This is a genomic window from Bacillus sp. NP157 (assembly GCA_018889975.1).
GTDB lineage: Bacteria > Pseudomonadota > Gammaproteobacteria > Xanthomonadales > Rhodanobacteraceae > Luteibacter.
Window position 1 is genome coordinate 864,094 of sequence record CP076546.1, and the last position, 25,879, is coordinate 889,972.

At 66.5% G+C, this 25,879-nt stretch carries 22 protein-coding genes; 11 read left to right on the top strand and 11 right to left on the bottom strand.

What is annotated here, in order from left to right:
- Positions 1-47: 47 nt before the first annotated feature.
- Positions 48-2,066 (bottom strand): TonB-dependent receptor, encoded by a 2,019-nt coding sequence (locus tag KPL74_03905; GenBank protein ID QWT21163.1) that lies wholly within the window; start codon positions 2,064-2,066, stop codon positions 48-50.
- An 88-nt stretch (positions 2,067-2,154) separates the two neighbouring features.
- Here KPL74_03905 and KPL74_03910 point away from each other — a divergent pair, with 88 nt between their 5' ends.
- The 5 genes from KPL74_03910 to KPL74_03930 all read left to right on the top strand — a co-directional run bounded on the left by KPL74_03910 (position 2,155) and on the right by KPL74_03930 (position 5,634).
- Complete coding sequence (locus KPL74_03910) at positions 2,155-2,601, top strand: MerC domain-containing protein (protein QWT21164.1); 447 nt, start codon at positions 2,155-2,157, stop codon at positions 2,599-2,601.
- Positions 2,602-2,638: 37 nt separating this feature from the next.
- Complete coding sequence (locus KPL74_03915) at positions 2,639-3,607, top strand: cation diffusion facilitator family transporter (protein QWT21165.1); 969 nt, start codon at positions 2,639-2,641, stop codon at positions 3,605-3,607.
- Between the two features lie 96 nt (positions 3,608-3,703).
- A complete protein-coding gene (locus KPL74_03920; protein ID QWT21166.1) occupies positions 3,704-3,868 on the top strand; it encodes a 30S ribosomal protein THX in 165 nt (54 codons plus the stop codon).
- A 552-nt stretch (positions 3,869-4,420) separates the two neighbouring features.
- Positions 4,421-5,119, top strand: a complete 699-nt coding sequence (locus KPL74_03925; protein QWT21167.1) for an SMI1/KNR4 family protein — start codon at positions 4,421-4,423, stop codon at positions 5,117-5,119.
- Positions 5,116-5,634 (top strand): hypothetical protein, encoded by a 519-nt coding sequence (locus KPL74_03930; GenBank protein QWT21168.1) that lies wholly within the window; start codon positions 5,116-5,118, stop codon positions 5,632-5,634. Before KPL74_03925 ends, KPL74_03930 begins: the two co-directional genes overlap by 4 nt.
- Positions 5,635-5,833: 199 nt before the next feature.
- On the opposite strand, the gene KPL74_03935 is transcribed toward KPL74_03930, so the two are convergent.
- From KPL74_03935 to KPL74_03975, 9 genes are all read right to left on the bottom strand, one after another.
- A complete protein-coding gene (locus tag KPL74_03935) occupies positions 5,834-6,361 on the bottom strand; it encodes a dihydrofolate reductase family protein (GenBank protein QWT21169.1) in 528 nt (175 codons plus the stop codon).
- Between the two features lie 74 nt (positions 6,362-6,435).
- On the bottom strand, positions 6,436-7,608 hold the full coding sequence (locus KPL74_03940; protein ID QWT21170.1) for a HupE/UreJ family protein: 1,173 nt from the start codon (positions 7,606-7,608) through the stop codon (positions 6,436-6,438).
- Positions 7,605-8,825: a hypothetical protein gene (locus KPL74_03945; protein ID QWT21171.1), complete on the bottom strand. Its 1,221-nt coding sequence runs from the start codon at positions 8,823-8,825 to the stop codon at positions 7,605-7,607. The genes KPL74_03940 and KPL74_03945 overlap by 4 nt, the downstream gene beginning before the upstream one ends.
- Before the next feature lie 30 nt (positions 8,826-8,855).
- Complete coding sequence (locus KPL74_03950) at positions 8,856-10,349, bottom strand: DUF4331 domain-containing protein (GenBank protein ID QWT21172.1); 1,494 nt, start codon at positions 10,347-10,349, stop codon at positions 8,856-8,858.
- 348 nt (positions 10,350-10,697) lie between these two features.
- Positions 10,698-11,408, bottom strand: coding sequence for an FkbM family methyltransferase (locus KPL74_03955; GenBank protein QWT21173.1), 711 nt, complete (start codon positions 11,406-11,408; stop codon positions 10,698-10,700).
- On the bottom strand, positions 11,405-13,219 hold the full coding sequence (locus KPL74_03960; protein QWT21174.1) for a hypothetical protein: 1,815 nt from the start codon (positions 13,217-13,219) through the stop codon (positions 11,405-11,407). Before KPL74_03960 ends, KPL74_03955 begins: the two co-directional genes overlap by 4 nt.
- A 160-nt stretch (positions 13,220-13,379) precedes the next feature.
- On the bottom strand, positions 13,380-14,612 hold the full coding sequence (gene hutI / locus KPL74_03965) for an imidazolonepropionase (GenBank protein QWT21175.1): 1,233 nt from the start codon (positions 14,610-14,612) through the stop codon (positions 13,380-13,382).
- On the bottom strand, positions 14,609-15,988 hold the full coding sequence (locus tag KPL74_03970) for a chloride channel protein (GenBank protein QWT21176.1): 1,380 nt from the start codon (positions 15,986-15,988) through the stop codon (positions 14,609-14,611). The genes hutI and KPL74_03970 overlap by 4 nt, the downstream gene beginning before the upstream one ends.
- Positions 15,985-17,556 (bottom strand): bifunctional GNAT family N-acetyltransferase/carbon-nitrogen hydrolase family protein, encoded by a 1,572-nt coding sequence (locus KPL74_03975; GenBank protein QWT21177.1) that lies wholly within the window; start codon positions 17,554-17,556, stop codon positions 15,985-15,987. The genes KPL74_03970 and KPL74_03975 overlap by 4 nt, the downstream gene beginning before the upstream one ends.
- A 167-nt stretch (positions 17,557-17,723) precedes the next feature.
- On the opposite strand from KPL74_03975, the gene KPL74_03980 reads away from it, so the two are divergent.
- Together KPL74_03980 and KPL74_03985 are read left to right on the top strand one after the other, a co-directional pair.
- Positions 17,724-19,076 (top strand): formimidoylglutamate deiminase, encoded by a 1,353-nt coding sequence (locus tag KPL74_03980; GenBank protein QWT21178.1) that lies wholly within the window; start codon positions 17,724-17,726, stop codon positions 19,074-19,076.
- Positions 19,077-19,209: 133 nt separating this feature from the next.
- Positions 19,210-20,046 carry a hypothetical protein gene (locus tag KPL74_03985; GenBank protein ID QWT21179.1) on the top strand — a complete coding sequence of 279 codons (837 nt, stop codon included), beginning with the start codon at positions 19,210-19,212 and terminating at the stop codon, positions 20,044-20,046.
- Between the two features lie 149 nt (positions 20,047-20,195).
- Here the strand turns inward: KPL74_03985 and KPL74_03990 are convergent, their stop codons facing one another.
- Entirely contained in the window at positions 20,196-20,624 is a 429-nt protein-coding gene (locus KPL74_03990; protein QWT21180.1) for a hypothetical protein, read from the bottom strand.
- 247 nt (positions 20,625-20,871) lie between these two features.
- On the opposite strand from KPL74_03990, the gene asnB reads away from it, so the two are divergent.
- The 4 genes from asnB to lysS all read left to right on the top strand — a co-directional run bounded on the left by asnB (position 20,872) and on the right by lysS (position 25,876).
- The gene (gene asnB, locus KPL74_03995) at positions 20,872-22,539 is read left to right on the top strand and encodes an asparagine synthase B (protein ID QWT21181.1); all 1,668 of its coding nucleotides are present in this window, start codon (positions 20,872-20,874) and stop codon (positions 22,537-22,539) included.
- Between the two features lie 195 nt (positions 22,540-22,734).
- On the top strand, positions 22,735-23,838 hold the full coding sequence (prfB, locus tag KPL74_04000) for a peptide chain release factor 2 (GenBank protein QWT21182.1): 1,104 nt from the start codon (positions 22,735-22,737) through the stop codon (positions 23,836-23,838).
- Between the two features lie 124 nt (positions 23,839-23,962).
- Entirely contained in the window at positions 23,963-24,292 is a 330-nt protein-coding gene (locus tag KPL74_04005; protein ID QWT21183.1) for a four helix bundle protein, read from the top strand.
- A gap of 45 nt (positions 24,293-24,337) precedes the next feature.
- Entirely contained in the window at positions 24,338-25,876 is a 1,539-nt protein-coding gene (lysS, locus tag KPL74_04010) for a lysine--tRNA ligase (GenBank protein ID QWT21184.1), read from the top strand.
- Positions 25,877-25,879 lie beyond the last annotated feature (3 nt).

A 25,879-nucleotide genomic window follows, 5' to 3' on the forward strand; every position in this document is an offset into this window, starting at 1 on the left:
GTAAGGGCATCGCGCGCAGGCGCGCTCCTACGTGGGGTGGGAAGGGGTTAGAAGTAGGCGCGGATGCCTACGGAGACGTTGCGGCCGGGCATGGGGGCGACGTCCTTGAATAGCGACGTGGCGGGCCGGGCGGTCTGGTTGGTGAGGTTGTTGCCGTCGACGAAGGCTTCCCACTGGCTGCGGTCGTCGTTGACGAACTGCCAGGCGAAGTGGGCGTTGACCAGCGTGTAGCCGGCGGTGTCGGTTTCGAAGGCGGCGATCTTGTCCTGTTTCATGTAGCGCACGGCACCCAGGCTGGCGCGCAGGCTGTCGGCGCTCCAGCTGAGCGTCGAGCCGACGCGGCCGGCGGGGATGCGCGGCACGTTGCCGCCACCGTCGGAGAGCGTCGCGCGCACCGTGTCGCCGAACACGCGCAGGTCCCAGTGGCCCGACGGTGCTTCGGAGAGATGGAAGGTCGCTTCGGCTTCCGCGCCGCGGAACGTCGCGTCGTTCTGCGACCAGGTACGCACGGGCAGGTCGTCTTCGATCTCGCCGGTGTCGGCGAGGTAAATGAAGTTCTTGTACTTGTTGTAGTACACGGCGACATTGCCCTCGACGACATCGCCGTGGAAGTGCAGGCCGAGTTCGGCCTGGTTGGACTTTTCCTTGCCCAGGTCGCTGCCGATTTCAAAGGTGTTCGAGGCTTCGTGCGGGCCGTTGGCGAAGAGTTCTTCTTCGGACGGTGCGCGTTCGGCGTGGTCGAGGTTCAACGACACATGCCACTGGTCGGCGAAGCGGTAGGCGAAGCCGGCGGAGAAGCTGTTCGGAGAGTAATTGCGCTTCGCGCCATCGATCGGCTGCACGCTCTGCTTGTCGTGGCGCGCACCGAGTTCGACCTTGAGCGGACCGAAGTCGCGGGTTTCGGTGAGGAATGCGCCGACGCCCTTGGTGGTCGTCGCCGGCACGAAGGTTTCCTCACCGACGGCGGCGAACTGGCGATGCTGGGTCTGCACGCCGAACGCACCGACCCATCCGGCCAGTTCGTCGTGGGTCACCACCATGCGACCCTGGTTGCTCTGCGTGGTGAAGGTCGTGCCGGGTTCGTCGCCTTCGTATTCCACGTGCTGGTAATCGCCGTGGCCGAGGCTGAATTCGACCTTGCTGATGCCGTCGATCGGCTGCACCAGGCCACCCTTCAGGGTGTAGTTGGTCTGCGCCATCTTGATGTGCACCGGCGCTTCGCCTTCGGCCGGGTCACCCGGTTCGGCGGGGCTGCCGTACAGGTCCATGAAGCGCGAGATCGACAGGCCGACGTAACCCCACGAACCGAGCACGGAGGCACCGACGGCGCCGGAGGTGGTCTTCACCGCGCTGTTGGCGAGCGTGCCGCCGGGGATGTCGTAGTCCTTGTTGTCGCGGTGCATGCCGTCGACGTGGATGGCGAACTGGTCGTTGCCGGCGTCCATGCGCAGCAGGCCGGTCTTGCCGTCGGAGACGGAGTCGGTGCGCACTTCGGCGCGGCCGTCGAAGCCATTGGTCGGCGCCTTCTCCGGCACGCGGCCATCGACGACGTTGACCACGCCGCCGATCGCGCCGGAGCCGTAGAGCAGGGTCGCCGGGCCCTTGAGGACTTCGATCTGATCGGCGAGGAACGGCTCGAGCGTGACGGCGTGGTCCTGGCTGACGTTGGAGACGTCCTGCGAGGACAGGCCATTCTCGAGCACGGCCACGCGCGGGCCGTCGAGGCCGCGGATTACCGGGCGGCCGACGGCGGTGCCGAGGGCCGAGGTCTGCACGCCGGGGATCGAGGAGACGGTTTCGCCCAGCGACTCGCCCTTGGCGTCGTCGAGGGCCGAGCCGGCCAGCACGGCCACCGGGGCGACGATCTGGTCGGCGTTGCGGCCGCCGGGCACGGCGCTGACGACGATGCCTTCCAGCTTGTCGACATGCTTGCCGCGGGCCTTGCCCTTGGCGTCGGGGGCGTTCCCTTCAGGGGCCGTGGCGTCCTGGGGCGCGTCGTCGGCCATGGCGGGCATGGCGTTGCCGAACGTCGCGGCAAGGGTCAGGGCGAAAAGGGTTCTACGCATCGGGTGGAGCTCCATCGGTTGGACTTTGCAATGTTATAAAGTATCATCACTTGCCTCGACCTGTGCAAAAAGTCACGCTATGCACTCCATGACCGACACATCGCTTCCGCCTGAAACCCGCCGCCGCTGGTGGCACGTCGCCGACAGGCTGGGAGCGACCGCTTCCTTCCTCTGCGCCGTGCACTGCGCGGTGCTGCCGTTCGTGCTGGCGCTGCTGCCGTTCATCGGCCTCGGCTTCCTCGCCTCGCATGCGTTCGAAGGCGTGTTCGTGAGCTGTGCGACCGTGCTGGCGAGCTTCGCGCTGGTCTCCGGGTATCGCCGGCACCACCACGTGCTGCCGCTGCTGCTGGCGGGTCCCGGCCTGGTCCTGCTGATCCTGGGTGTCACCGTGCTGCACGATCGCTCGTTGTTCGTCCACGCCCTGGTCGTCACCTGCGGCGGCCTGCTGGTCGCCACCTCGCATTTCATCAACCTGCGCGTCGACCGCAGCGGCCACGCCGGGCATATCCACGGCCCCACCTGTGCCCACCCGTGATTGTGTAACCGCACGCGCTGCACCTAGCCTTCGCCCCATGGCACACGACCACGCACACGCGCACGGCCACTCCCACGGCCACGCGCACGATCATCCGCACGACCATGCGCACTTCGAAGGAAGCAGCGAGCGGAAGCTTTTGTTCGCCTTCGTCCTGACCCTGGTCATGCTGCTGGTGGAAGCCGCGGGGGGCCTTGTTTCAGGCTCGCTGGCGCTGCTGGCGGATGCGGGCCACATGCTGGTGGATGCGCTGGCGTTGCTGCTGGCCTTCCTCGGTGCGCGTTTCGCTGCGCGTCCGGCGGATGCGCAGCGTACGTACGGCTATGGCCGCATCGAGGTGTTGGCCGGCTTCGTCAATGCGCTGACCCAGTTCGCGCTGGTGGCTTTCATCGTCTACGAGGCAGCCCAGCGACTGTTCCATCCGGAGCCGATCCTGTCGGGGATCATGTTCGTCGTGGCGCTGGTGGGCCTGGTGGCGAACGTGGTGGTGTTGCGCACGCTGCATGGGCACGACCCGGACGACGTGAACATCGCTGGCGCGAGCCTGCATGTGCTGGGTGACCTGCTGGGCTCGGTGGCGGCCGTGCTGGCGGCGCTGGCGGTGCGCTGGATGGGCTGGCTGTGGGCCGATCCGGTGTTGTCGATCCTGGTGTCGCTGTTGATCCTGCGCAGCGCGTGGTCGCTGCTGCGGCGGTCGGGGCACATCCTGCTGGAGGGCACGCCGGATGGGGTGCACCTGGATGAGGTGACCCGGACGCTGCGTGAGTGCGATCCGGCGATCGTGGATATCCACCATGTGCATGTCTGGCAGGTGACGGCGGGGTCGCGGATGGCGACGTTGCATGCGGGCCTGGCGGAGGGGGCGGACCAGGGTCGCGTTCTCACGGCGATCAAGACGGTGCTGAGCGAGCGCTGGCAGGTGGGTCACGCGACGATCCAATTTGATCCGGGTCCGTGTCCGGATGAGCTGGAGGGTTGTGCCCAGGATGGCCGGCATGGCCATTGATGGGGCTTCCTGAACGGGGAGGCTTGCCATTTGCGCGGCCGCTGATACGATGATCGGCCGTTTCCCTCTACTTTTTTCAGAATCAAGGAGTTTCCCATGGGCAAGGGCGATCGTCGCACCCGTCGCGGCAAGATCTACCGTTCCAGCTATGGCAATGCCCGTCCGCACGTCGACGTCGTCACTGGCGCCGCTGTTGCCAAGTCGGCTGCCGCCAAGCCGGCTGCTGCCAAGAAGGCTGCCGCTCCGCGCAAGAAGGCCTAAAGCCTCCGCTGCGTGAGATGAAGAGCCCCGCATCCGCGGGGCTTTTTGTTATGTGGGTCGCCGCTTTGCGGCGCATGTCTCTCGGCCTCCGGCCGAACCGCCGCCCTGTAGGAGCGCGCCTGCGCGCGAATGCCGTCCCCGCGGCGCTCGGACCCGCCCGCAGGACAGCCCTCGGTGCCTACCCTCGCTGCTCAGACAGGTCCTCCGCGCTCGATAAGGTTGGCCGCAGCCGCGGCCCATGTATTTGATTGCCCTACGGGCGCTCGCTTGTGCGGAACTCGCCTCGAGGGTAGGCACCGAGGGCTCTCCTCATCCGTGTCGCGAACTGGGTAGGACAGCCGCGCCACCGGCATCCCCGACGCAACGGGGCTCTTGTAGGAGCGCGCCTGCGCGCGAAAAGCCAACGAAGCGGTTTAGCGGAAGGATCTGTAACCGACTCGTCCGAACGCCCTCTACTTACATCGAAGCGCACTGTCCCCTGCCAGCCCATGGCGGCCACTGCCAAAGACCTCTTAAGATGACTGGCTCCCCCTCGACAAGGAACGATGAGTGGTGAATGACCTGATCGATGCGCTTCTTGCGTATCCGTGGATCGCGCTGGATCCGCCACCGACTCCGGCCGAGCGTTCGTTGCTGGAAAGGCGCGTCCCCGTTCCTTTGCCTGCCGATGTCGACGCGTTGCTTGCCGTGGCGAGGGGGTTTTCGTCGCCGTCGCTGGGGCGGATCGACGTTGCTGGCGCTTCGCACGATTTCGAGTTCCTTGATGTCTTTCCGCATGGCGTGCCTGTCGCCGCCTGTGATGGGAATTTCTGGGTCGTTGACGTGCGCGATGACGGTAGCTGGGGGCAGGTATTTTTTGTTTGCCATGACCCCGCGGTTGTCGTGGTGCAGTGTCTTTCGCTGCGCGATTTCCTGTTGCGCTTGCTGGATGGCGATGCGCTGGGCGACGAGGCCCTGGCACTGGCCATGGCCGTGTGGGACCGCGATCCGGTGTCGTTTTCGGGAACCGATGCGCTTGCTTCGGGCGATGTCGAACTTGCGGCATTCGCCGGGTCGCTCGATGAGTCGTTCGACATCGTGGATTTGCGTGCGGCTGGCGTGGGCGATGGATTTGCCTGGGGTCGGGCTGGGCCGACGACCTCCTGCAGGCGTCATGCGTCGAACATGCTGTTCGGCGTGGAGCGGCCCCGTGCGCGTACCGGTTGGCTCAGTCGGCTGCGCGGAAGGTTTCGCCTCAGGGACTCGGCATGAGCGGTCGTCGGATCGCTTTCGGCTTGTATGGCGTGGTGAGTGCGCTGGTTTGTGCCTATTTCATTTACGTCTGGAAGCCGCTCTGGATCCTGTTCGGCGGCATGGCGGCGTACTTCGTGTTTCGTGCGTTTCGACCCAGTCCAGCGCAGGGGCGTCGGGTGGTAGAGGCGGGAGAGCCTGCGGTAGTGGCGTTCGGGCGGCTGGGCATGTACGCGGTCGATGGCGACCGGGAGCAAGCGCTCGGCATGTACATTCGTCTTGGTGGCCGAGCCGTGTTCATTGATATCGCGCAGGACGGCTTGTTGGATGGGCGGATCGCGTATGCGCATCGCTTGTATGCGGCGACCGATGTGCTGGAAGCGGGGCTCGGCGCATTCGTGCAAGCGAACCGCGAGTTCGCAGGCCGGCGGGTGGGGACAATCGGTTTGCATTCGCGCAAGGATGCGGAGCAGGGCGAAGTGTTCTGGGATCCGGATGGGTATACGTTGCTGAAGGGTACGACCTTCGTCAGCTAGCTTTACCGATGTTGTTTGTAGGAGCGCGCCTGCGCGCGAAATGGCGGAGCCTGTATTTTCGATTTGTGTGGATGTCCTCTGTTTGGAACGAGGGCATATCTTTGTTTTTTAGTTCAAAGCCTCATTCGCCCGATGCGATGTTGAGGGTTCGCGCACAGGTGCGCTCCTACACGGGAACGAACACGGGTGCTGTTGCGGGTTAGGGGGCGTAGGTGAGGCGGACGATGCCTTCGCAGATGTCTTCGCTGCCGAGGAATCGGAGTGGGGGTACGGGGCCGGCGAAGTAGGGTTTGCCGCTGCCTAGCACGACGGGGTGTAGGTACATGCGGTAGGTGTCGATGAGGCCGCTGGTGGCTAGGCTTTGCGCGAGGACGGTGCCGCCGAGTTCGAGTTCGCCGGTGAGGCCGGCTTTGAGTTGGCGCAGGGTGGCTTCGATATCGTCGCGCAGCAGGGTGGCGTTGGGGCCGACCGACGTGAGCGTTCGCGATACGACCCATTTCGGTTTGCTGCGCCAGGCCTCGGCATAGGCGCGTTCGGGCTCGCCCCAGTCGGGCTGGTCGTCGTCCCAGTAGCGCATGATCTCGTAGAGGGTCCGGCCGTAGACCATGCCCGCGGCGCAGCGTACTTCGTCGATGAAATGCTGGAAGAGCGCGGGTGGCGGGGCGAAGCGGTCGTGGTCGACGTAGCCGTCGAGGGACTGGTTCAGGGCGTAGACGAGGCTGGCCATGGCGGGTGTCCGCTGCGGGGGCAGGCACCCATCCTATCCCTGGTGGCGGCGGTCGCGCTGCATCGCCACCGCCATCAGCTCGGTAGCCATGCCGAGAACCACGGGATGGCGACATCGAACGCGCGTTCAACGAACCATCCCGCGGCGATGGCGACGATCAGCCACGAGCCCCAGCGCACGACGCCGACCTGGTAGAAGCGTGTGCGGCGCAGCGCGAACGCGAAGGGCAGGAAGGCGAGCACGATGGCTTCCTGGCCGACCTCGACGCCGACGCTGAAGCCACCGAGCGAGGCGGCCATGGCGCCGGCGGGTAGCTGCAGGCCGGTGAGCGCGCTGGCGAAGCCGAGGCCGTGGATGAGGCCGAACGCGAAGGCGATGAGCCACACGCGGCGATGCACCAGTGGGAACACGTTGTTGAGCGCGGCGACGAGCACGGAGAGCGCGATGCCCGATTCGACCAGTCGGCTCGGCACGTGCACGATGCCGAGGACGGCCAGCGACAGCATGATGGAGTGCGAGATGCTGAAGGCCGTGACGATCTTGATGACATCCAGGCAGGCCGACCAGAAACGCGTGACCGGCACGCGGTGGCGGCCTGTCGTGACGCTGGTGGCCAGCACCGCCGGGAACAGCAGCGAAAGCAGGAACAGGATGTGGTCGATGCCCGTCCAGATGTGCCAGATGCCGTCGACGAGGAAGCTTTTGAACTCGCCCCAGCGGTCGGGCTCGCGCAGTTCGAGGCTGGCTTCCGGCTGGGTGGGGCCGAGGGCGGCGCCGGCCGTCCGGTCGCCGGCGTGGATCGTCACAATGCCGCGGTGGTAGGGGTCGATGTCGTACATCAGCGTGTAGACGACGGTGAGCTTGCTGGGGATGTTCTTGTCGCAGGTGGCGTCGAAGAGGATCACGGCGTAGCTGCCGTCGGTGTGTTCGTCGATGGCCTGGCCAGTGGCGGTGAGCTCGCAGGTCAGTCCGTCGCCTTTCACGACGAGCCGGGGCAATGCGTAGGCCTCGATGGCCTGCCGGTGGGCTTTGACTTCGCCCCACGTGATCGCGCCGTCGTGGTTGCTGTCGATGCCGATGGCGTAATCGAGGTCACGCAGGGCGATATCCCACTGGCCATGCATGCGATGATCGTCGGTCGCATCCGTGCGCAGCGTGAGATACGCGTCGCTTTCCTTGTGCGCGAGGACAGGCGATGCGACGAGCATGCCGAGCCAGCCTACGATGACGAGGACCCAGCGCTTCATGGCTGCACGCGGGGCAGTAGCGCATCGACGGCGGGGTCGCGCATCCCGCTGGCCTTGACGAAGGCCAGCACGGGAGCGGCCGCGCCTGGCTTGCCGGCGGCGATCGCGGCTTCGAGGTAGATCCGTGCATCCTTTGGTGCGCGCTGCGTTGTCCAGTTCAACGCGGCTAGGCGGAGTGCCTCGTTGGCATCGTGGTGGATGTGCAGCACGAAGGCGGCTTGTTCGCGCAGGAACAGGTGGTCGCCGCGTTGTTCCATCGCGGCAAAGCGGGCATCCATCGCCTTGATGTCAGCGTCCGCATGGGCATCGCCGAGCGCGACCTCGGCGGCGACGCGGATGAGGAACGAGGTGTCCGACTGCGTCTCCGCCGCGACCAGCGCGAGGGCGTCGGCGGGGCGTCCCGTGTCGAGCAGGAACTCGCCGTAGTCTGCGAGCAGGAAATTGTCGCCGGGCGTCCAGCGCAATGCTTCGCGGAAATGCGCGTCGGCGAGATCGGCCCGGCCGGTGCGTATCGCGGTGTCGGCCATCAGCCCCTCGATCCACGCGCGGATATCGGCGGGTGCCTTCGGGCCGGGGTCTTCGATGAGCCCGAGCAGGGCGTAGGCCTGGGTGGCGTGGCCATCGAGCGAGCGCAGCGATGACGTGCAGGCCATGCCCATGAAACCGCCACCGGCGTTGGTCAGCTGTACGCAGGCACGGTTCGCCGTGGGGTAATCGCCTTGCACCATCGCGACGCTGGCCAGCGTGAGCCATGCCTGTGCGCTGTCGGGATCGCGGCGGAGGATGGCCTCCAGTTCGCTGCGCGATGCATCGAACGCGTGCCGGCTCTGCAGGATCGTGGCGTGGGCCAGGGCGACGGGTATCGGTGGCGATGCCGTTGCCATGAACGGGCTGATCACCGCCATGGCGCGACCGAGGTAGCGTGCATCGCCGGTCGAGCGACCGTAGTTGATATAGGCCTCGGCGAGCGCGACGGCACGCGCGGGGTCCGTGGGATGCGCGGCGGCGTCGGTGCGTAGTACGTCGAACTGGCGCACCCGTGGATCGGTGTGCGGTGGTACGTGCTGCAGGACAACGTCGTCGCGGTCGGGGATGTAGGGCGTGCTGCGTTGCGCGGCGACCGGGCCGCAGGCGAACGACACGATGAAGAGGCACGACAGGACCCACCATGCCGCGGGGCCTGCCGTGCGTGGGCTAATCGGGCCGGTGGTGGGCATGTTTACCATCCGGCCTGGGCGCCCCAAGACTTACTGTGCTGCCACGGCGGGGTTCACCGAGCCGGGGACTGGTGTGTTGAGGTACGGGAAGTGGTCCAGGTAGGTATCCGCAGCCGACTCGCTTCCGGTCGCGGGTGAACTGGTCGCCGTCGCGCCTGCCGCGCGTGCGCCGTCAGTGAAGGGTGCGCCGTTGTTGGGGTCCGCGGTCTGGTCGCCACAGGTGCCGATCGCGGTGCTGCACAACGCACCTTCTTCGGCACGCAGTGCGATGTCGACCACGTCGTCGTACGGACGCCGGCCGTTCGGGAAGCCGGCCAGGTCGTTGCCGAGCACGCCCAGGTCGTTCTGTGCGGTTGGCGGCGTGGCTGCGATCGAGGTGTTGAGGCGCAGCTCCTCGGCGGGCACCACGTTGGCAGGCTGGTTGAGGCCGGCGACACCGGTGAGGAAGACGCTGACCAGATCGTTGCGTGGCGTGTGTGGCACGTTGACGCCGAACAGCGCGTTGAGCAGGACCGGCACGGTCGGCTTGGTCACGTAGCTGAGGAATTGTTTGTCGGCGGAAGGCTGGCTGCCGTTGAAGCGGTCCTTGTCCTTCAGGCCGATGACCAGTTCGTTCACGAGCGGCGAGCCCAGGCGCGAGACCTGGACGAAGTCGGCGAAGCTGTAGGGCACGTCGGCGTTGTTCAGCACGCGGTAGCGCGGCTGGCTGGCGGTGGTCCAGCCGCCCACGATGGGCTGCCTTGCGGTCGCGCCGAGACAGGATGCCGGCACTTCGAGGGCGAGCGTGGTGACGTTCTTGCGCGTGAGCGCGTTGGGCGTGCCGTCGCGTGGGCCGAGCGGATTGAGGTTGACCAGGTCGAAGATGGCGCCGAGGTCGGCGACGAAACCATCCTTGCGCTGGCCGGCGAAGACACGGCCGGTGGCGGGGCAATTGGGGATCCTGACCTCGTAGACGTAGTGGCTGGCGTAATCCTCGTAGTTAGCGATGGATTTGTTGCCGATGTTGTCGACAGGCTTGGTGAAGACGTTGCCGCCCTTGACGTTGCTGAGCGGTTGTCCGCGCCAGACCGGGCTGTCGCCCTTCATCACTTCCACGGAATAGGTTTCGAGGCGGTTGAGGTTGCTCTGGTCGGCGGCGGTCACCGGCCCGATGTTGAGCAGCGGCTGTGACTGGTTGACGCCACCGGCGGGCACGGTGAGGTTCTTGTCGTGGTTGTTAAAGCGGAAGCGGAAGGTGAGGTCGGGCTTGCCCCGGCCGCTGCTGTCGATGTGGAAATCGTAGACGGCGTTTTCGTCGAGGAAGTGGAAGTTGGGGCCGCTGTAGGCGTCCTGCAGGGGATCGTAGTTGGCGATCAGCGTCACGTAGCCGGCCCGGTTGGCCTCGTAGCTCATGAACATGTAGAAATCGCTGGCGTCGACCTGGGGCTGGGTCGCGATGAAGGGTGCTTCGCGGTGGCTGGACGCCGTGGCGAGTGCGGGCGCGAGCGCCGCCAGCACGGCAAGGCAGGTCAGGGTGATCTTCACGGTAGGTACCTCACGTCGTTACGGTGGACCGGTCCCGGTCGGGACGCGGCCGTACTGGCACGGAAGTGCTCCCGGTTATCCGTCGTGGGCAGCCAGCAAGCCGTCGTCGCCCCTGCCGGTGCGGCGGCGGCTCGTGAGCCCTGGCGTCCTGCGACCCCCCTGGTCGGTCTGCCTGTTTCCGTGGCGGACTCTGGTGGTTACGGCCCCGACTGGCCCCCGGATGCAAAAACTACCTAGGCCAAACGATATAGACCGCCTCCCTCCATACACGCCCCCCCCCCTGTAGGAGCGCGCCCGCGCGCGAAAGCCAACGAAGCGGCGGAGCCGAAAACCCGCCACCGCCCAACCTCAAACCTCCACCAACCCCTCAAACTCCACCCCACTAGCCGCACTCGCCGCAATCACATTCGACGCGACGATGCCGGGGAAGATGTTCCTCGCGGCCCCCGCATGGTTGTCGGCGTTGTAAAGCATCGGCGCATGCGACCACACGCGATAATCCAGCGCCTTCAACGCGGCCACTTCGCTTTCCGCCTCCGTGGGACCGCTCAATCGCGCATACACCAGCGGCGCATGTGTCTTGATTACCTGGCTCGCGCTGACCAGCGCATCGACCAATGCGTTCGCCAGGTTGACCTTGAGCAGGTGCAGCGCCGGTAGCGCGAGATCATCGATCGCGAGGCAGCGCACGGGCGCGCCGTCGGCTTCGATGCCGTGCTTCGCGCGTCCCGCCCACGCCTGGTGTGCATGAACGTTCGGCAGCTGGTTCAGCGCCACGTTCGCGCAAAGTTGCTGGAATCCGAGGCGGCTTGGCTCGAACGCATGCACGGCACCGCTGTCGCCGACCGCGCGTGCGAGCCATAGCGTGTGTGCGCCGTGGTCGCCGCCGATTTCGACGACGTGGTGGCCGTCGGTCACCAGCCCACTGAGCAGGTCGGTTTCGCGTTCGGCCCATTCGCCGTAAAGCGCGAGCGAGCGGGCGACGAGCGCGTTGCCGGGAGCGGGGGCGGCGATGCCGTAGCGGGTGGTGAGCAGCGGGGAAGCGGTGGCGCGGGTCATGGGGATCCTGGGGAGCGGAGGGAGTGACGGGTGTCGGCGAGTTCGCGACGCAGGGTGGCGACGATGTCGGTCGCCGGGTGTTGCCCGGGGAGTGCGTCGTGGGTGAGCTGGATGGCCAGGCGGGCTTCGAGCGAGGCGAGCCGCCAGGCGGGGTGTTGTCCGGCCGCGAACGCGTGTGCGAGGGCGAGCGAGCAGGCTTCGACTGCGGCGTCGTTGACAGTGGTGGTACCCGCGTCGCCATGTGAAGCAAGCAGCGGTGCCCGCTGGTGGGCGCAGGCGGCGATGGCGAGGGACAGCGACGGGTCGCCGTCGGCGTTTGCGGCGGTGTGGTAGGCCGCGAGTGCGCTGTCGAGATGGGCGAGCCTTGCGTCGGCCCTGGCGATCGCTGCGCGCTGCATCGCCACGTCGCCGCGGCGACGCGTGGCGCGCGTGCCGTCGCCTGCGGCGGCCAGCCGGTCGCAAAGCGCATCGGCCGTGCCGAGCCGGGCCTGGGCGGCGCCGCCGATGAGCCAGCCGGCCCAGGCGATGTGGATGTCGATCCATGCGTCGAGTGGCGCGGCGGATCGCTCCTCGGCGTCGCTGCCGAGGTCGCGCAGGGCGAGCAGGCGGGTGGCGCCGGCGAGGCGGGACAGCCGCGCGAGTTCAACGCGCAGGCGCTGCGCTCGCCAGTGTGCCTGGTCGATCGGCGCTGCCGATGCCAACGCGGCCTCGCAGCATGCGATCGCTTCGGCGAAGCAGCCATCCGCCGCTGCCTTGTCGAGATACGGCGCACGCAGGCAGAGCAACGCGGGCAGCAGCCAGCGGGCGAGCGCACCGTCGGCGTCGTCCTGCGCGTATGCGTCGCGCAGGATCGCTTCCCATGCGTTGAAGTCGTCGGCGTGCTGGCCGACATGGCGGAGAGTGGGGTGCCGTTCGTCGCCGCTCAGGAAAAGCACGCGCGGTAGCTCGGGTGCATGCAGGCGCGACACCAGCGATACCGTTTCCACGCGCACGGTTCGTGGCAGAAGGTCGACCGGCTCGAGGTTGAGCTGCAACGGGGGCGTCTCGTAGGCGCTGCTTTCGTACTTCCAGTCAGGCATGGGTGGCTCGGGTGCCTCAAGTGGCGATGGGGGAAGAGGCTGCTGAACCGGAGGAGTCGTCGGCGTCGTCGAAACCGTCGGTGCCGTCGGTGTCGTCGTAAGCGTGGGAGGTGTGGGATCGGCCTGCGTTGAAGCGTCCGCAGGGTCGGCAGCCAGCAGCTCCGGCGCTGGCTGCACTTCGACCGGTGCCTCAATGAACGCCACGTCCACATCTGCATCTGCATTCGCGTCGGCGGCGGCGTCAGGAGCCACCGCAGCGGCCGCAGCAGCCGTTGCCTCCGCAGCCGCGGATGCATCCGCCGGCGCGAAGCAGTCAGCGATCGAGACCGCAGGCTTCGCCGGGGCCGAAGCCTTCCGGCGTCGCAAGCGGCGCACGAACAGCGCGCACACCAACCCGATCGAGAGCACGCCGACTGCGATCGCCAGCGCCGTCTTCCACGCCTTAGCGAGGTAACCGCCCGGCCCGCGCGTAGCCTCGGCCTGCACCACATCCGCCGATGCGCTGCCGCCCGCTGCCGTCGACACGCTGGTCGCAGCCGCCGCGCGCGCTACTGGCGGCAACGGCAACAACGGCATCGCTGCCGCATCCGCGTCGCCCTCGGGTGCGGTTTCCATGGCATCGAGCATGCGTGAGACGTCGCGCATCTGGCGTGCGCGAGTGGCCGCTTCGGCCTTGTCGTCGGTGTCGTCGGCGCAACCGGTCGCGAAGGCGCAGGTGCTTAGCAGGGACACGATGAAGCTGGCGCGGGGCAGAGCCCTGCGATATGGCGTTGGGACGTTCAAAACCCTTCCTGGCGACGCGCGGTGGCGAAGGCGCGGCTACGTCCGGCGATGTTAGGAAGGGAACGTCGTCAAATCGATGGAAGGATTCGGAAAGTGGTTGCGATGTTTCTCAGCCGATCCGTTCTCCGCCGACCCAGGTCTCGCGTAGCAGGCCGCCACCGATCCAGTAGCAAAGCTCCGGCAGGTGCTGGATGTTCCACACCGCGAGGTCGGCGCGCTGGCCGACGGCGAGCGTGCCGCGGTCGTCGAGGCCGAGCGCCTTCGCGCCGTGCAGCGTGGCACCGCGCAGCGCTTCTTCCGGGGTCAGGCGGAACAGGGTGCAGGCCATGCCCATGGCAAGGCGCAGCGAAAGCAGCGGCGACGTCCCCGGATTGAGGTCGGTGGCGACCGCCATCGCGACGCCGTGTTCGCGGAACGAGGCGACCGGGGGCGGCCGGGTGTCGCGCAGTGCGTAGTACGCGCCGGGCAGCAGCACGGCGACCGTGCCAGCCGCCGCCATCGCCTTGACCCCTTCCTCGCTGGTCCACTCCAGGTGATCGGCGGACAGGCCGTTGAAACGAGCCACGAGTGCGGCGCCACCGAGGTCGGACAACTGCTCGGCATGCAGTTTCACTGGCAGGCCGAGCGAGGTGGCCTTCGCGAACAACCGCTCGGTTTCCGCATGCGAAAAGCCGATGCCTTCGCAGAAGGCGTCCACGGCATCGACGAGTTCTTCCTCGGCCAGCGAGGGCAGCATCGTGTCGCAGACCAGCGACACATACTCGTCGCGGCGACCGGCGTATTCCGGCGGAAGCGCGTGCATGCCGAGGAAACTGGTGCGCACGTCGATGCCCAGCTCGACGCCGATGCGCCGGGCCACGCGCAGCATGCGTCGCTCGGCGTCGGGCTCGAGGCCGTAGCCGGACTTGATTTCCAGCGTGGTCACGCCGTCGGCGAGCAGGGCGCGCGCACGTGGCAGCGACTGCCGGAACAGTTCGTCTTCCGAGGCGATGCGCGTGGCGCGCACGCTGGAGACGATGCCGCCGCCGGCACGGGCGATCTCTTCGTAGGTGGCGCCTTCCAGGCGCATCTCGAATTCCTTCGCGCGATCGCCACCGAACACCAGGTGGGTATGGCAATCGACCAGGCCCGGGGTGATCCACGTGCCCTGCAGGGATTCCACACGGTGCGCCACGCTATGCGGATCGCCGGGCAGGTCGCTGCGCGCACCGGCGAAGGCGATGCGGCCGTCCTTGATGCCCAGCGCGCCGTCGGCGATGGCCCCGTAAGGCTCGCCGTTGTCGGTGAGCGTCGCGAGACCGGCGTCGAGCAGCAGGTAGTCCCAGCGGGTGTCGGTGGTCATGGCGTGGCAGGTTCCTGCGCGGGTGCCGCCTCGCGCCTCAGGCGTTCGTCTTCGTATTGCGCCATCAGCACGTCGGCCAGCGCCTTGTAGACCGGCACGCGGCAGACCAGGCCCGAGGCGCCGCGCGCGAGCAGGCAGGCGGCCATGATCGGCAGGGCCATCTGGTGGTTGGCGGTGAGTTCGAGGGAAATCACGGCGGCGGTCAGCGGGGCCTGGGTCACGCCCGCAAGGTACGCCGCCATGCCGAGCAGGACCACGGCGGAGACATCGGCGCCGGGCAGCAGGTGGGCGATGTTGCCGCCCAGTCCCGCACCGACCGCCAGGGCCGGCGAGAAGATGCCGCCGGGGATACCGGCCCACGAGGAGGCGATGTTGCCGAGGAACTTCAGCACGCCGAACAGCGGGCCGGTGTCGGAATGGCCTTCTAGGATGGCGCGGGCCTGGGCGTAACCGGTGCCGTACAGGCCGTTCGCGCTCATCAGGCTGAGCAGCACGAGGGCGAGGCCGCAGAAGGCCGCGAACACCACCGGCTGGCGGCCGCGCAGGCGGGCCAGGGCACCACGGAAACCGACGGCGGAAGGAATGATCAAACGTGCAAACAGGCCACCGGCGAGGCCGCCGACGATGCCGGTGAGCAGCACCGCGAGCCACGCCTTGCCCAACGGCAGGGAAGCGGTGATGTCGCCGAAGTAAGCGTAGTTGCCGACGATGCCGAGCGAGACCACGCCGGCGACGATCACGGCGGTGAGCAGGGTGCCGCTCATGCGGTGTTCGAAGGTGCCGGACATTTCCTCGATGGCGAAGACCACGCCGGCGAGCGGCGTGTTGAAGGCGGCGGCGAGGCCGGCGGCGGAACCGGCGAGAATGAAGCGGCCGGCCGCGGTGGGGTCGTCGAAGCCGAAGCGTTTGCCCATCGAATACAGCAGCCCCGCGCCGACGTGCACGGTCGGTCCTTCGCGGCCGACCGATGCGCCGCCGAGCAGGGCGGCGAGGGTGAGTGCCATCTTGCCGCCGGCGACCTTCAGCGAGAGCAGGCGCGTGCGGAAGCCGTCGTCTTCGATCTTCAGCGCGGCGATCGCCTGCGGGATGCCCGAGCCGCGGGTGGCCTTCAGCGCGCCCTGGGTGAGCCAGCAGAGCAGGGCGAAGGTCGGCGGCGTGATCAGCAGCGGCACCCACCAGCCGTGGCTGGCAACGCCGTGGAACAGCTCGAACGCGTAGTCGGCCGCCTTGGCGAAGAACACCGCGGCGAGGCCGACGATGATCGCGCCGGACCAGAACAGGATCCGCCGCCGCCATTGCTGCGGCGACAGCCACTGGTGCTGGCGCAGGCGAGTGAACCGCGAGTGTGGGGCACCGTCTCCGGGAACGGCGCTCATCGGCTGTCCGGCGTCCGTGCCCAGCGCACCTGGTAGAGGTCGTAGCGACGATCCTTCAGGTTCTGCACGGCGCCCGAGTTGCGCGCCTTCGCGAGGTTTTCCAGGCGCAGGTCGGCGAACAGCACGGTTTCGATGTTCGGCGTGGAATCCGCGGCGATGCCGTCACGCGCGAACGGGAAGTCGCTCGGGGTGAGGATGCAGCTCTGGCCGTACTGGATATCGAAGTTGTTCACGCCGGGCAGGTTGCCGACGTTGCCGGAGAGCACCACGTAGCACTGGTTTTCGATGGCGCGGGCCTGCGAGCAGTAACGCACGCGCAGGTAGCCTTCGCGCACGTCGGTGCAGAACGGCACGAACAGGATCAGCGCGCCCTGGTCGGTGAGGTGGCGGGCCACTTCGGGGAATTCCGAGTCGTAGCAGATCATCACGCCGATCGGGCCGCAGTCGGTCTGGATCGTCGCCGCGCTGTCGCCGCCGGTGATGTTCCAGACGTTCTTCTCGCTCGGCGTCGGGTGCAGCTTTTCGCGCTCGTGGATCGAGCCGTCGCGCAGGCACACGTAGCAGACGTTGTGGATATCGCCGTTGGGCTGGCGGGTGGGATGCGAGCCACCGATGATGTTGATGTTGTAGTGCACGGCCAGGCGGTGGAACAGCGCCTTCACTTCGTCGGTGTACTCGGACAGTCGCCGGATCGAGTCCACCGGCGAGAGCTCGGCGTTTTCGATCGACAGCAGCTGCAGCGTGATCAGCTCGGGGAAGGCAACGAAGTCGGCGTCGTAGTCCGCGGCGATGTCGACGAAGTATTCGACCTGGGTGGCGAATTCGGCGAACGAGGTGATCCGGCGCTGCTGGTACTGCACCGAGGCGACGCGCACGGAGTCGGGCAGCCGGTGGCTGTGCGAGACGCGCGGGGTGTCGGGGTGGTTGAGCAGGTGCGGGTTGCGCCAGACCAGGTGGGCGGCGTAACCGAGCGATTCGTGGTCGGAGGGCACGTATTCGCGGAGCAGGCCGATCACTTCGAAGCCGTTGCGTAGCTGGAAGCTCAGGGTCGGGTCGCGGCGGCTGCCGTCGACCACGGCCTGCACGTAGGCTTCCGCGCTGCCGTAGCGGCTGACGGCGCGGGACAGCCCGGGCATGCGCCCGCCGAAGACGATGCCGCGCAGCTTCAGGTCGGTGCACAGGCGCTTGCGGGCCATGTACAGGCGCTGGCCGATGCGCATGCCGCGGTAATCCGGGTGGACCACCACTTCCATGCCGTAGAGCCAGTCGCCCTTGGGATCGTGCCGGGCGGCAAAGCCACCGCCGGTGATCTGCATCCACGTGTGCGGCGCGAGGGCGAGTGCTTCGTTGATGCGAAAGGTGGCGCAAAATCCGACGATATGGCCTTCGTATTCGACGACGAACTGGCCTTCGGGGAAGTTGTTCTGCTGGCCCTGCAGCATTTCAGCCGAATGACCCCATTCCGCGGTGTAGACCCGGGCGGTCAGCGCGACCAGCTCGGGGACATCGGCGGGGCGCGCCAGGCGCAGGGTCAGCTTGGGATTCTGGGCGGGGGTCGTCTCGGTCATGCCCCTTATTATGCCCGGCCAGCGTGAAGCCATTCATAAGGGCACGCTATGCTGTGTGGGCGCGCCTGTCTTTGCTGTAGGAGCGCGCCTGCGCGCGAATGGGTCTCGCCAGGCCTGATTCGCGCGCAGGCGCGCTCCTACATGGTTGTTTACCCAAGGTGCCCGTGATGACCTCGACCGATTTCACCGCCGATTTCCTCTGGTCCGATGGCGCCTGGGCCGAGGCGGGCCTCACGGTACGCGATGGCCGTTTCGGCGCACCGGGCAGTTCCGGTGGTGACCGCATCGGTCGCTTCGTGCTGCCGGGCATGCCGAACCTGCATTCGCACGCGTTCCAGCGCGCCATGGCCGGCCTGGCCGAGCGTCGCGGCCCGGGCGAGGACAGCTTCTGGACCTGGCGCGAAACCATGTATGCCTTCGCCGAGGCGATCGATCCGGATGACCTGAAGGCGATCGCCACCCAGCTCTACGTCGAGATGGTAAAGGCGGGCTACACCCAGGTCTGCGAATTCCACTACCTGCACCACGGTCCGCGCGGCGTGCACTACGACGACAAGGCGGCGATGTCGCTTGCCCTGATCGAAGCGGCGAGGGATGCAGGTATCGGCCTGACGCTGTTGCCGGTGCTGTACATGACCGGTGGCTTCGATGGCCGGCCGCTGACCGAACGCCAGCAGCGTTTCCGCCATGACGTCGGCCAGTACGTGTCGTTGCTGGAACGCCTGGTGCCGATGCAGGACGACATGCTGAAGATCGGCATCGCCCTGCATTCGTTGCGTGCGGTGCCGGAAGAGGCGATGCGTTCGGTGCTTGCCACCGGCGTCGCGCGTGACCTGCCGATCCACATCCACATCGCCGAGCAGATCGGCGAAGTGCAGGATTGCCTCGCCGTGCGGGGTGCGCGTCCGGTGGAATGGCTGCTCGACCATGCGGACGTGGACCAGCGCTGGACCTTGATCCACGCGACCCACCTGACCGGTCAGGAAACCCAGCGCATCGCGAAGAGCGGTGCCGTCGCGGGCCTCTGCCCGACGACGGAGGCGAACCTGGGCGATGGCCTGTTCCCGCTGGCCGACTTCATCGATGCCGGCGGCACGCTGGGCATCGGTTCGGACTCGCATATTTCCGTGTCGCCGGTGGAAGAACTGCGCTGGCTGGAATACGGCCAGCGCCTGGTCACCCGGCATCGCAACGTCGCTGCCCGGCAGCCCGAGGAAAGCGTCGGCACCGCGCTGTGGCAGCGCGCCCTCGACGGCGGTGCACGTGCATCCGGTGCGGATATCGCACGGCTGGGGCAGGGCGCACGTGCCGATCTCCTCGTGCTCGACGATCGCTCGCCCTTGCTCGCGGCACGCGACGAAGCGGATGTGCTGGATAGCTTCCTGTTCGCCGGCAACACGCCGCTGGTGCGGGACGTGATGGTGGGTGGTCAGTGGCGGGTGCGTGGGTTTGCCCACCATGCGGAGCAGGCGGCGGCGGATGCCTATCGGAGGGTGGTGGAGAGGCTTGCGGCCAGTTGAGGGCAAGTTGGCCCGCTGAGGACGTGTTGAAAGGTCCGGGAAAGATTCGACGGGACTAAATGCCACGGCAGACGGAGCGGCACCGACGATTCGCCGGATCGCGCACCAGTACTTGCCAGGGGGCAGAACAGGGATGTTCGATCGTAAGGGTGATATCGCAGCGCGGCACTATCATGCCGCACCTCGGAAGGTGGCACTGTTCCTCCGTCGTGCCTTCGTAAAGGCTCTTCTGCTTTCTATGCCGTTCTCCGCGACCGTCGTGGCGGGCTCGGTAACGATGCGGACAGTTACGAATCTCAATGGTCCTGTATGTGCGGCGCTCAAACGCATGATCGTCGGTGCGAATATCCAGCGTATGTCCGATCAGGACTTGTGCACGTTTCGATTCTCGAAGCTGCCGCCATCGAAAACGGAAGGTTTCGTATTTCCCCGATGGAGTGAATTTACGGTTTCGGACCCTGTCGCCACATTCACGACGTTCCTCAAGGGCGATCGATGGTCGAGCAGCGGCGAAACATCGCCAATGGACTTCACCGCCCCGAATAGATCTGTCTCGCCGTCGCAACTGGCCGTCTTACGTGGTCTTACGTTTTCCAGGACGCAGGTGAGGCTGTTGGGAGCGAAAGAGGAGATGACCCTCGTATCGGTTGATGTGCCCGGCTGTCGGAATGCTGCGATCGAAAACGACATTGCCGTGCCAGCGATCTTCGCGTTCCGCGATGATGGCCGGGTATATCAAGAGCAGACGCGGCCTACATCTCGCGAGACTGGTGGCGAAGAAATAGCTTTTTGGAAAGGTAACATTCCCGTTCGCCTGAGCATCTTCAATGCCTGGGTCCGCCCGAAAAACCTGGATACTTCGGGAGTTGTGATTGAGCTCATGGAGCTATCACGTCGAGGGGATTCCTCGCAGGGTGAATACTTATTTGCCTACCCGACCTGCGCATTCAGCTTAGAGAAGAAGGTTTGAGCCTTTCAGGCGCGCCTGCGCCTGGGTTGACGTGCAAGGACTCGCAGGGCGCGATAGGGAGGTTTGAGTCCTGCGGTATGGTGTCGGGATACCTGCCGTGTCGAATGCCCGTCACCTCGTCATCGCTGCATGGCTGATGCCATGCCGGTTCAGTGCTTCCCCGCAGGCATAACGACCGGCGCGGTAGCCGCCGGCCCCGACGCACACTTCGTCTTCCCATAGAGCCCCTCGGCCGACGGCTCGTTCCGCTTCATCGCATCCGGCGACGAGTAAATCGACACGCCGAGATCGCAGCCGTTTTCGCGCAGCGTGAAACGCACCGTATCCATCCGCGTGCGCGGCTGGTCGCCGAGGTTGCACATGCTTTGCTTCGCAAGGCGGATCACCAGCGTGTTGCCGCTGGCTTCAACGACGTCGAAATGCGCGGCCTTGCATTCGCTCCAGTCGAGCGATCCCTGCCTGGCGGTCAGCATGCCCAGGCCCTGGAAAGCATTGCTGTAGGGCTCCCAGTCGCCTGGGAACCACGTGGGCATGGGCTGCGCCGTCGACAGGAGCATGAGCGCGAGGATGGGTTGCATGGGGCGTCCTCCGGTGATCGATGGATCGGATTCTAGGGGTGTTGCATCGCAGCGCGAATCATGATCTAGTCGAGCCATGATTCGCATCGCCGCCAATAACGCCAATACCAATAATGCCCGGAACCTCGGGAGGGTCGGCGTGTAGGCGGTTGCAAGCGAAACCACCGGATACACGAAAGGCCCGCCCTCACCAGGCGGGCCTTTTTCTTTGCGCGTTTTCTCATCCAGCGATCCAGGAGCAAGGCATATGTGTTCGATCTTCGGGATGTTCGGCCTCGCCGCCGGCGACGACCTCCAGGCACTGCGCACCCACGCCATGGAACTCTCCCAGCGGCAGCGCCACCGTGGCCCGGACTGGAGCGGTGTCTACGTCGACGACGGCGCGATCCTCGTCCACGAGCGCCTGGCCATCGTCGATCCGGCCAGCGGCGCGCAACCGCTGCGCTCGAAGGAGGGCGACCTCGCCCTGGCCGTCAACGGCGAGATCTACAACCACCGCGAACTGCGTGCCGCCAGCGACTATGCCTTCACCACCGGCTCGGACTGCGAGGTGATCAACGCGCTGTACCGCGAACACGGTGCCGACTTCCTCGGCCAGCTCAACGGCATCTTCGCCTTCGCCCTGTGGGACGCCGGCCAGCGCCGCTTCCTCATCGCCCGCGATCCGGTCGGGGTCTGCCCGTTGTACTGGGGGCATGACCGGGCAGGGCGCCTGTGCGTCGCCTCGGAAATGAAATCCCTCGTCGGGGTCTGCGCGGACGTCGCGCCGTTCCCGCCCGGCCACGTCTACGACAGCGCCACGGGTGAAGCCGTGCGCTACTGGACACCGGGCTGGCGCGACTACGACGCCACCGAAGGCAAGACGATCGAGCCCGCGGCACTGCGCGGGGCCTTCGAAGCCGCGGTGCACCGCCAGATGATGACCGACGTGCCCTACGGCGTCCTGCTCTCCGGCGGACTGGACTCTTCGCTGGTCGCCGCCGTCGCGGCCCAGTTCGCCCGCCGCCGCATCGAAGACGACGACCGCGACGAAGCCTGGTGGCCGCGCCTGCATTCCTTCGCCATCGGCCTGGACGGCTCGCCCGACCTGAAGGCCGCGGAAGTGGCGGCGGAAGCACTCGGCACGGTCCACCACGGCTTCGTCTACACCTTCGAAGAAGGCCTGGATGCCTTGCCCGAAGTGATCCGCCACATTGAAACCTACGACGTCACCACCATCCGCGCCTCCACGCCGATGTTCCTGCTCGCCCGCCGGATCAAGGCGATGGGCGTGAAGATGGTCCTGTCCGGCGAGGGTTCGGACGAAATCTTCGGCGGTTACCTGTATTTCCACAAAGCGCCCGACGCCCGCTCGTTCCACGAAGAAACCGTGCGCAAGCTGGATGCCTTGCACTATTACGACTGCCTGCGCGCGAACAAGTCGATGGCGGCATGGGGCGTGGAAGCCCGCGTACCCTTCCTCGACACCGAATTCCTCGATGCCGCGATGGCCTTCGACGCCGAGGCCAAGATGGTCGCCCGCAAGGGCATCGAGAAGGGCATCCTGCGCGAAGCCTTCGACGGGGCCCTCCCCGAATCGATCCTGTGGCGGCAGAAGGAGCAGTTCAGCGACGGCGTCGGCTACGGCTGGATCGACGGCCTGAAGGCCCACGCCGAGGCCATGGTCAGCGACCGCGAGTTCGCCGCCGCGGCCGCCCGCTTCCCGCACAACACCCCGGCCACCAAGGAAGCCTACTTCTACCGCACCGTCTTCGAACGCCATTTCCCCGGCGAGGCCTGCGCCGCGACCGTCCCCGGCGGCAAATCGATCGCCTGCTCCTCCCCGGCCGCCCTAGCCTGGGATCCGTCGTTCGCCGCCGCCGCCGACCCCTCCGGCCGCGCCGTGCGCGGCGTGCACCGCGAGGCCCTGGCCTGAGAGCGGAGGTGGGGGATGGGAAATGGGGGCGCTTGTGCGACCGCTTGCGGGGCCTGGATGCGTTGTGAGGGTTTCATGCAGGCACCCCCATTTCCCACCCCCCACCCCCGCTTTTGCTACACTCACCTGTTGACGCCGACGCACTCCGCCAGGCTAAGACAGGCAAAAGAATCATGATCGAGACGAATCCGATCCTTGCGCAGATCGCGGACCTCAAGGGCCGCGTCGAGTCGCTTAGGGGGTATCTTTGACTACGCCGTCAAGAAAGAACGGCTAGAGGAAGTCAACCGCGAGCTGGAAAATCCCAAGGTCTGGGATGATCCCAAGCGCGCGCAGGACCTGGGTCGCGAGCGTGCCCAGCTCGACACGATCGTCACCGGCATCGAAGAGATGACCGCGTCGCTGGACGATGCGAGGGAACTCCTCGACATGGCCGCGGCCGATGGCGACGAAGAGACCGTGATGTCCGTCGTCGACGACGTGAACAAGGTCGACGCACGCATCAGCAAGCTCGAATTCCAGCGCATGTTCTCCGGCAAGCTCGACGCCGCCCCGGCGTTCGTCGACATCCAGGCCGGCGCCGGCGGTACCGAAGCCCAGGACTGGGCCGAAATCCTGCTGCGCATGTACCTGCGCTGGGCCGAATCGCGTGGCTGGAAGGCCGAGCTGATGGAAGTCTCCGGCGGCGAAGTCGCGGGCATCAAGTCGGCCACCTTCCGCGTGGAAGGCGACTACGCCTATGGCTGGCTGAAGACCGAGATCGGCGTGCACCGCCTGGTCCGCAAGAGCCCGTTCGACTCCGACAACCGTCGCCACACCAGCTTCACCTCGGTGTTCGTGTCGCCGGAAGTCGACGACGACATCGAGATCGACATCAACCCGGCCGACCTGCGCACGGACGTTTACCGCTCCTCGGGCGCCGGTGGCCAGCACGTCAACAAGACCGAATCGGCGGTGCGTATCACGCATATCCCGACCAATACGGTCGTGGCCTGCCAGACCGAACGCAGCCAGCATGCCAACCGCGACCGCGCGATGAAGATGCTGAAAGCCAAGCTCTACGAGCTGGAAGTGCAGAAGCGCAACGCCGAAAAGGATGCCCTGGAAGCCACCAAGTCCGACATCGGCTGGGGCAGCCAGATCCGCAACTACGTGCTCGACCAGTCCCGCATCAAGGACCTGCGCACCGGCATCGAACGCTCCGACACCCAGAAGGTGCTCGACGGCGACCTCGACGAATTCGTCGAAGCCAGCCTGAAGGCCGGGCTCGAGGCCGGTTCCAAGCGCGTCGACGCGTGATGAAGTGGCGGCGTCCAGGAGGGCGCCGCCTGTTTTGTACTGAGGAATCACACGGAGGTGGGAGATGGGAAGTGGGCGCGCTGCGTTCGCGAGTTTCCGTGATCTGGAGGCTTGGCAGGAAGCTATGCAACTCGTGGTTTGCGTGTATCGGTTGGCGGATCGGTTTCCGGTCACCGAGCGATTTGGTTTGATTTCCCAGGTCAGGCGCGCTGCCGTATCCATTCCCTCGAATCTCGCGGAAGGACATGCCCGAGGTGCGACGCGGGACTTCGTGCGGTTCATCGGCATAGCGCGTGGATCGTTAGCCGAGGTTGAAACCCAGGTTCACCTTGCGGCCCGTCTGGGGTACATCGATAAGTCTGAAGAAAGCACCACCATCGCTCGCTGTGACAAACTCGGAAGAATCATGCGAGGCCTGCGCAAATCGCTGGAGCAAAAGTTGCAGAACCAGTGATCCATGCGCCCCCACTTCCCACCCCCCACTTCCAAACGCATCCCAATGACCGAACAGCCCATTTCCGCCCAGACGCCCAAAGAAGCCGCAGCTGAGGAAAACCGCCTCATTGCCGAGCGCCGCGAGAAACTCAAGGCGCTGCGCGAGCAGGGCATCGCGTATCCGAACGACTTCAAGATCGACAGCTTCGCCGGCGACCTGCAGGCCGAGTTCGAAGACAAGGAAACCTGGACCGCGGAAGCCATCGAGGCCTCGCCGCGCCAGGTCGCCGTGGCCGGCCGCATCATGCTCAACCGCGGCCAGGGCAAGGTCAGCTTCGTCTCCATGCAGGACGGCACCGGCCGCATCCAGCTGTTCATCCACCAGGGCACGCTGGGCGAAGAGGCCTACAACGCGTTCAAGCGCTGGGACCTCGGCGACATCGTCGGCGCCACCGGCATGCTGATGCGGACCAAGACCGGCGAGCTGTCGGTCAAGGTCGAAAGCATCCGCCTGCTGACCAAGTCCCTGCGTGGCCTGCCGGACAAGCACCACGGGATGGCCGACGTCGAGCAGCGTTATCGCCAGCGCTACGTCGACCTGATCGTCACCGAAGAGGCGCGCCGCACCTTCGCGCTGCGTTCGAAGATCGTCAGCCACGTGCGCCGCTGGCTCGAAGCCGAGCCGCGCCGCTTCATGGAAGTCGAGACGCCGATGATGCACGTGATCCCCGGCGGCGCCACCGCGCGGCCGTTCACGACGCACCACAACGCGCTGGATATCCCGCTGTACCTGCGCGTGGCGCCGGAGCTTTACCTGAAGCGCCTGGTCGTCGGCGGCTTCGACCGCGTCTACGAAATCAACCGCAATTTCCGCAACGAGGGCGTGTCCACCCGGCACAACCCCGAGTTCACGATGCTCGAGCTGTACCAGGCCTACGCCACGTACCACGAGATCATGGACATCACCGAAGGCCTGATCCGCACCGCCGCCACCGACGTGGTCGGCAGCACCGTCATCGAATGGGATGGCGCGCAGGTCGACCTCGGCCCGGCGTTCCGTCGCTGGCGCATGGAAGACGCGGTGCTCGAGCTCAACCCGGAAATCAAGGCCGGCGAGCTGCGCGACCGCGAGGCCATGGCCGCGCACGCGAAGCGCCTGGGCATCCAGGTCAAGCCGTCGTACGGCTGGGGCAAGCTGCTGCTGGAGATCTTCGAAGCCACGGTGGAGCACACCCTGGTCCAGCCGACCTTCATCACCGACCACCCGGTGGAAGTCTCGCCGCTGGCCCGCGAGAGCGACACCGACAAGGGCATCACCGACCGCTTCGAGCTGTTCATCAACGGCAAGGAACTGGCCAACGGCTTCTCCGAGCTCAACGACTCGGAAGACCAGGCCGCGCGCTTCCAGGCCCAGGTGGACGCGAAGGACGCCGGTGACGACGAAGCCATGCACTTCGACGCCGACTACATCCGCGCGCTGGAAGTCGGCCTGCCGCCGACCGGTGGCCTGGGCGTCGGCATCGACCGCCTGGTGATGCTGCTGACCGGTTCGTCGTCGATCCGCGACGTGCTGCTGTTCCCGACCATGCGCCCGGAGGCCTGAGCC